This is a genomic window from Synechococcus sp. H60.3 (genome assembly GCF_047462295.1).
GTDB lineage: Bacteria > Cyanobacteriota > Cyanobacteriia > Thermostichales > Thermostichaceae > Thermostichus.
The window spans coordinates 2,619-9,183 of record NZ_JANSIY010000105.1; the positions used below are offsets into that span (position 1 = coordinate 2,619).

A 6,565-nucleotide genomic window follows, 5' to 3' on the forward strand; every position below is an offset into this window, starting at 1 on the left:
TCTACCTCAAGGATGCCATCCTGAAAAATGGCCTGAAAAAGTGGGCCAACTGGCAAGACTTTGTCAAGTCTTCCAGCATCACCCGCGTCATCGTTTTGCCGGATCAGCACTGTGCCACCCTTATTCAAATGAGCCTGTGGCGGCAGGTAAAAGTTAAGCTCAGCGAGCACAAAGTTGTAGAAGGCGGCTTTCGCTACGAAGAGGCCATCCCCCCCGATAGCTTGATGTACTTTACCTGGGGGGTAACAGCCCAAGCCAACGGCAGTTCCCAAAAAGCAGTGGAGCAATTTCGGAAGCTCCTACAGGATAACCAGCTCCTGCAAATTGGCGGTCAGGAGAGCCTAGGCCGGGGCTTTGTCGAGTTGTCTTGGAACTAGTTGAGGAGGTTTTATGGAAACTTTTGATCCCCGCACGTTGGCCAAGCCTGTTTACGAATCCCTTCGCCAGTTAAGGGCTCAAACCAGAGACCAAGAAAAGCTTAAGGAGCAGAAAAACCAGGCTGTGGAACTCTACACCTACCTTTCCACCTGGGGCCTGCTGCGCCTTAAGGCAGAAGAAGATGCCCTCGGCCAAGACGGCAAAAAGCAAGTGGTCAAGGAGTTCTTTAATTGCCTGGAAGAGATTTCTGGTCAGAAGGGAATTGCTAACTCCAATGGTCTGGATCGTCTTATGGGACTGGGAGTCGAAGAGTATCTAGGTTTAACAGGGTTAGGGCTGGCTTTGGCTCAGGAGTTTGGCTTTTGGGCCATGGCCATCTACCACGACATTAAAGGAGGGGAGTAATGGGCGTCGCGATCCCCCTGCAAGCGATTTCCCTGCAAGAAGGCAGCCGAGTGGTTATTCATTCTCTTACCTGGCAAGACTGCGAGAGCATTCTGGAGGAGCTGGGCGAAGATCGCCACACTCGCATTGCCTACTACGATGGCACTTTTGAGATCATGTCTCCCTTATCCAAACACGAGCGCCTTCATCGCATTGCCGGGTATATTGTCTCAGCCATTCTCGATTCTCAGGGTAGGGATTGGGAAGACTTTGGCTCAACAACCCTTAAAAAGTCAGGCAGGGCTGGAGTGGAGCCCGACACCTGCTTCTATGTCAATCACCTGGAGTTGGTGCGAGGTTGCGAGGGCAGGATCGATGTCGATCAGTTGCCCCCACCTGATCTGGCCATCGAGTCCGACGTTACTTCCCGAACTTTTATCGAGGCCTATGGAGCCATCGGCGTGCCGGAAGTTTGGACCTTGGGTGAGCGAAGTTTGCGGATCTTTATCCTGCAGGGAGAAGACTACGTAGAATCAAGCCGCAGCCGGCTTTTTCCAGACTTCGACATCCCCAATCTTGTACCTCAACTCATTCGACGCGCCCTAGAAATTGGTACCAGCACCATGTTGCGTGAATTTCGCCAAACCCTTGGTAATTCCTAACCCTGTTTCCCGCTTTTGGAGAAGATCCCATGACCGGTCATCGCCCTGCTCGTCCTGGCAACACGCCTCAGCCGCTTGCTCGTCCCCCCAGGCCAGGGGATCCCAGCCGCCGGCCGCCTCAGGAAAATCGAGGCCCCAATTCTCCTAGAGGAGGCAATGGAGGGGGAAACCAGCCGCGCGGTGGAGGCGGTGGCGGAGGAGGCAACAATCCTCAGCCCTCGCCTTGGCTGGGTCACCCCTTGGATCCCACGCCCAGGCCGGATCCCACCGCCGGTTTTATTGAATATCTGCGTTGGATGCGAGCGCGGCTCGATGCTTTTAAAGACGGCACCAAAGCGGAGCTGGCGCACCAAGTGGAAACAACGATCAACCTTGGAGCCCGCTTGAAAGTTTTGAACGAGCGCACCCAACGCCTTGCCAGCGACACCTTTCAGGTTACCTGTCCCTGGCGAATTCGAGTCGGTGGGGCCAAGGGCCCAGAGAGCATGTTGCTCCCCGCTTTCGATCACTTAGGGATCCCTTACATTCCTGGCTCCACCCTGCGCGGTGTAGCCCGCTCCCAGGCCATTCGGGAGCTGATGCGAGAGCGCAACCTATCTTGGGATCAAGCAGACCAAGCTGTAGCTCCTTGGTTTGGCCACCTACAAGCTGAGGAAAAAGATAGCGCCGGCAAGGTTGTCTTTTTGGATGCCTATCCGGTACCCACTCGCCCCCAAAGGCGGGAGGATCCCGATAACTCCAAAACGGGGGGGCTGGCTGTAGATATTGCTAATAACGTCTGGAAATGGAATGGAAAAAATCTTGAATACTCGACCAACCCCAACTTATTTTTCTCTCTCAAGCAAGCCACTTTTTTGATTGGCCTACGCAAAGGCAGCGGCTGCACCGATGAGATGCTGGATCAAGTTAAGCAATGGCTCCTCCGGGGTTTGGAGCAAGGGGTGGGATCCCAAGTAAATACTGGCTACGGCCGGCTGGTTTCCTCAGGAAGATCCCCCGACAAGTACCAAGGAGAATTCTTGCGCCTGCCCTTTGAGTTAGAAGGCCAACTCATTCACGGGCGCCAGGTAGTCAACTGGAGACCCGACAAGAATCGCTACGACAACCGATCCATCGCCGAAGTGCGGCCCGTGGCCTTTAAGAATATGCTGCGCTATTGGTTCCGCACCTTTGCCCTGGGAGTTTTGCCGGTCGATCAGGTGCAGGAGTGGGAAGGGCAACTTTTTGGCGCCATCACCCCTAAGCAAAAACACGGCTGGATCCATGTAGATCTCCTAGATGGCAAAGTCTCTCAGCCGGAGCCGGAGCCCAATCAGCAAGGAAGAAATAAACCTGCCGGACGACAAGAAGGGATCCTCGTCTTGAGTCTTTCGGGCGAGTGCCAAAATTATGCTTCGCAGGAAGATCAAGAGGCGGCGAAAAAGCTCTTTGCCAACCTCACCTGGATGATGTTCCATCTGGGAGGTGTGGGCCAAGGGGCCAGAAGACCCTGCTACTCCCGCCAAAACCGCGAGCGGGCTCCCTGGTGGCGCGGCTCTACCCTAATTCCCAGGTCAGAGGATGCCTTTTGGGAGCTGCCGAAATTGGTGGCTGAGTTTCAGAAGCTTTTCCAAAAGCGTCTGGAAAACTTTTTTGCCGCTCTCAAGACTCTAACCAAGCAGGCTATTAACCCCAATAGCCCAAGAAGTGTTGGCCAAGTTGACAGGGATAAATGGCCGCAAGCAGTGGATGCCAACTGCCAGATTGTGGTCTGCAGCGGCGAGGAAGAGTTTAATAAACCCTATGCCCTGGCAACTTTGCATCGTCTTGGCCGGCAGGGCGAAGGCCGGTACGACAAGTTCTTGTGTGGGGGTGTACAGGTACCCTCTCCGGTTTGGATTGCCGATTTGGGTGATTACCAAGTGGTTACCGTTTTTGGAGCAACGGCGGATCCTAGGAAAAGGTATCTCGACGAGCTCAAGGGAAGTGCCGATGGCTTTGGAGTAATCTGGCCCTTGAGATAGAAAAATCTTGGAGAGTTTTCGGGAAAACCATGCCTAGAAAGAAGATCAAAGCCAAAGTTCTTAGAAACTTTGTTACAGCTACAATCAATGGCCTGATTACACTAGTCATTTTGCTCATTGCCCCCTTGGGCCTGGCAGCCGTGATTACCAACACTATTTTGGTTGCAATTGCCAGCTTCTTTTCTGGAAGCTTAACGGAGGCGATTATGGATCTTTTGTCAAGCTCTGAAATTGATGTAGAGGTTTTGCCAGAAGAGCGCCAATCCAAGACCAGCACTTCCATAGAGCCAAGGCGAGGCTCAGAGAGTCTGCACCGAGATGATCGATAATGCGAACCTTGTATGTTTCCCAGCAAGGGTGCAGGCTAAGCCTCAGGCAAGAGTTTGTGCTGGTTCATTTGGGCGATTTGCTCTTGCAGGAGGTGCCTCTGCCCTTGCTGGAGCAAATTTTAATCTTCGGCCGCTCTCAGGTAACTACCGATGTTGTAAGAGAGTGCTTGAAGCGCAACATCCCCATTGCTTACCTCTCCCGGCTCGGCTATTGCTACGGTCGCCTCATTCCCATTGAAAGGGGCTACCGCCGCTTGGCCCATTGGCAACAAGCACTCTCTGAGGCATGGCGATTGCAAACAGCAGCCCAGATAGTGCGAGCTAAGCTCCTCAATGGGCGCGTGTTGTTGATGCGGCAACTTAGGCAGCGCCCCAGCGAAACTGGGGATCTAACCCTGCGCAGCCTGGAACATCTGGCCGAGCAAGTTCTGCAGGCTAAGTCTCTAGATCAATTGCGCGGCATTGAAGGGATCGGCGCAGCCCTGTATTTCCCAGAATTGGGCAATTGCTTACAACAAAAAGGATTTGTTTTGCTCAAGCGCACCCGACAACCACCCACCAATCCAGTCAATGCCATGCTCAGCTTTGGCTATATGGTGCTCTGGAACCATCTATTAACCTTGATTGAGCTGCAAGATTTGGATCCCTATCAAGGTTGCCTACATGCCAGCAGTGAACGCCACGCTGCTCTGGTTTCCGATTTGCTGGAAGAGTTCCGAGCACCTATTGTGGACTCCCTGGTACTGTGGCTTGTCAATAGCGGTGTTATGGATATCCAAGAAGACTTCGAGTATCGAGATGGGGGCTGTTTTCTCAACGATGCTGGCAGAAAGAAATACCTCAAAGCTTTTCTCCAGAGAATGGAGGGATCCATTACAACTCCTGCTGGGGATCAGCCCCGCTGGGATTTGCTAACACAGCAGGTTAAGAAGTTTAAGCAGTCCGTCTATAATCCTCAAGACTTGTATCAGCCTTACCGGATTCGCTGATGTTTCTTTATGTTGTTACCTACGATACTCCCTGTGACAAGCGCCGCAAGAAAATTGCCGACTTGCTAGAAGGCTACGGCAAGCGGGTGCAGTACAGTGTCTTCGAGTGCGTCCTCAACAAGGACAAGTTCGAGGAGCTCAAGCTACGGCTCCGGAAAAGGATCAAGCCCAACGAAGACAGCGTCCGCTTCTATCCCCTCACCAGCCACGCCCTCGATCAAGTGGAAATCTGGGGTGAACCCCCTTTAACTGCACCCCCTGGCTCGGTCATCGTGTAGCTCAGGCAACTTTCCCCCTACCTAAGTACTTGATGTTCTCGAAAGCACACAAAAACGGTATCAGCAGCTCTGCGAGCGCCTCGCCAAATCCCGCAAAGGCCGATTCTTTCGTTGACCCGCTCGATGCCTTGCCCCACAAGGCTTTCAGGCCTCTTGCCCCCCTCTTCCAGGCCCTTTTTTGCCGTCTTCGACCGACCCCCTCGCAAATGGGTCTTGCATTCCTTGCCCCGCTTGGGTTTAATAGGGGTAGAGTTCCCCCTTCGGGGGGATCCCTAGAAATTGGAAACCGTTATATCCACGCCGGCCACTCCGGCTATCTGCGCTCTGTGTTCCCCCTTCGGGGGGATCCCTAGAAATTGGAAACTAAAAGCGTGCGGGAGCTGGGCTGTCCTTGTAGGGTGTTCCCCCTTCGGGGGGATCCCTAGAAATTGGAAACTGAACCTGAGTTTCTCTCTTTCAGGAGCCCCTCTTATCACGTTCCCCCTTCGGGGGGATCCCTAGAAATTGGAAACACCTCCTCTCCAGGAGTGTAGATCGCCCCAAGGGAGTTCCCCCTTCGGGGGGATCCCTAGAAATTGGAAACGTGAGGAATCCGGCAGCAGTAGTAGTAAGAGGAATCCGGTTCCCCCTTCGGGAGGATCCCTAGAAATTGGAAACTGGTCTGGGCAACCCCCTCGGGCTCATGCTCCCACAGCCCGAGTTCCCCCTTCGGGGGGATCCCTAGAAATTGGAAACTGGATAAGATGTCAATGTCAGCCTCAGCGGAATTCTTGTTCCCCCTTCGGGGGGATCCCTAGAAATTGGAAATCTTCTCTGCTGCAGACTGCAGAGATAGCAAAATCTCTTGTTCCCCCTTCGGGGGGATCCCTAGAAATTGGAAACTGGATAAGATGTCAATGTCAGCCTCAGCGGAATTCTTGTTCCCCCTTCGGGGGGATCCCTAGAAATTGGAAATCTTCTCTGCTGCAGACTGCAGAGATAGCAAAATCTCTTGTTCCCCCTTCGGGGGGATCCCTAGAAATTGGAAATCATCTGCTTATCCATTCTTCCTCCTAGAGGGGGCGCTACCCAAGTTCCCCCTTCGGGGGGATCCCTAGAAATTGGAAATCCGAAACTACACTGCTGAACGTCGAAATTGGGAAGTTCCCCCTTCGGGGGGATCCCTAGAAATTGGAAATACCCCTAGTGCAACGCTCAGCGCGTTCAGTTGAAACGTTCCCCCTTCGGGGGGATCCCTAGAAATTGGAAATGTGGCCAGCCAAACCTACCTCTACGAGTGGCGCGAGCGTTCCCCCTTCGGGGGGATCCCTAGAAATTGGAAACGCCCAGCCCCGGTGGGCCTTGCCCCTGTACAACGTCGTTCCCCCTTCGGGGGGATCCCTAGAAATTGGAAACAGTTCATGATTTTCCCTAGATATTGATGAAGTTCCAGTTCCCCCTTCGGGGGGATCCCTAGAAATTGGAAACTGGAATGCGGGAGCTACGGGGATCCCGCGTCCAACGCCGGTTCCCCCTTCGGGGGGATCCCTAGAAATTGGAAAC

Annotated in this window: 7 protein-coding genes and 1 CRISPR repeat array; all 7 genes read left to right on the forward strand. The window is 53.5% G+C overall.

What is annotated here, in order from left to right:
- The coding region (locus tag NW841_RS10385; RefSeq protein WP_414386291.1) for an RAMP superfamily CRISPR-associated protein at nucleotides 1-377 on the forward strand (377 nt) is incomplete at its 5' end.
- A gap of 13 nt (nucleotides 378-390) precedes the next feature.
- Complete coding sequence (locus NW841_RS10390; protein WP_414335540.1) at nucleotides 391-783, forward strand: hypothetical protein; 393 nt, start codon at nucleotides 391-393, stop codon at nucleotides 781-783.
- Nucleotides 783-1,424: a Uma2 family endonuclease gene (locus tag NW841_RS10395; RefSeq protein WP_414378691.1), complete on the forward strand. Its 642-nt coding sequence runs from the start codon at nucleotides 783-785 to the stop codon at nucleotides 1,422-1,424. The genes NW841_RS10390 and NW841_RS10395 overlap by 1 nt, the downstream gene beginning before the upstream one ends.
- A gap of 29 nt (nucleotides 1,425-1,453) precedes the next feature.
- A complete protein-coding gene (locus tag NW841_RS10400; RefSeq protein WP_414386292.1) occupies nucleotides 1,454-3,427 on the forward strand; it encodes an RAMP superfamily CRISPR-associated protein in 1,974 nt (657 codons plus the stop codon).
- A 29-nt stretch (nucleotides 3,428-3,456) separates the two neighbouring features.
- Nucleotides 3,457-3,756, forward strand: coding sequence for a CRISPR-associated protein Csx18 (gene csx18, locus NW841_RS10405; RefSeq protein ID WP_414386293.1), 300 nt, complete (start codon nucleotides 3,457-3,459; stop codon nucleotides 3,754-3,756).
- Nucleotides 3,756-4,745: a CRISPR-associated endonuclease Cas1 gene (cas1, locus tag NW841_RS10410; RefSeq protein ID WP_414386294.1), complete on the forward strand. Its 990-nt coding sequence runs from the start codon at nucleotides 3,756-3,758 to the stop codon at nucleotides 4,743-4,745. Before csx18 ends, cas1 begins: the two co-directional genes overlap by 1 nt.
- Nucleotides 4,745-5,023 carry a CRISPR-associated endonuclease Cas2 gene (cas2, locus tag NW841_RS10415; protein WP_414335550.1) on the forward strand — a complete coding sequence of 93 codons (279 nt, stop codon included), beginning with the start codon at nucleotides 4,745-4,747 and terminating at the stop codon, nucleotides 5,021-5,023. The genes cas1 and cas2 overlap by 1 nt, the downstream gene beginning before the upstream one ends.
- 251 nt (nucleotides 5,024-5,274) lie before the next feature.
- Nucleotides 5,275-6,565: direct repeats of the CRISPR family, unit length 36 nt; unit sequence GTTCCCCCTTCGGGGGGATCCCTAGAAATTGGAAAC.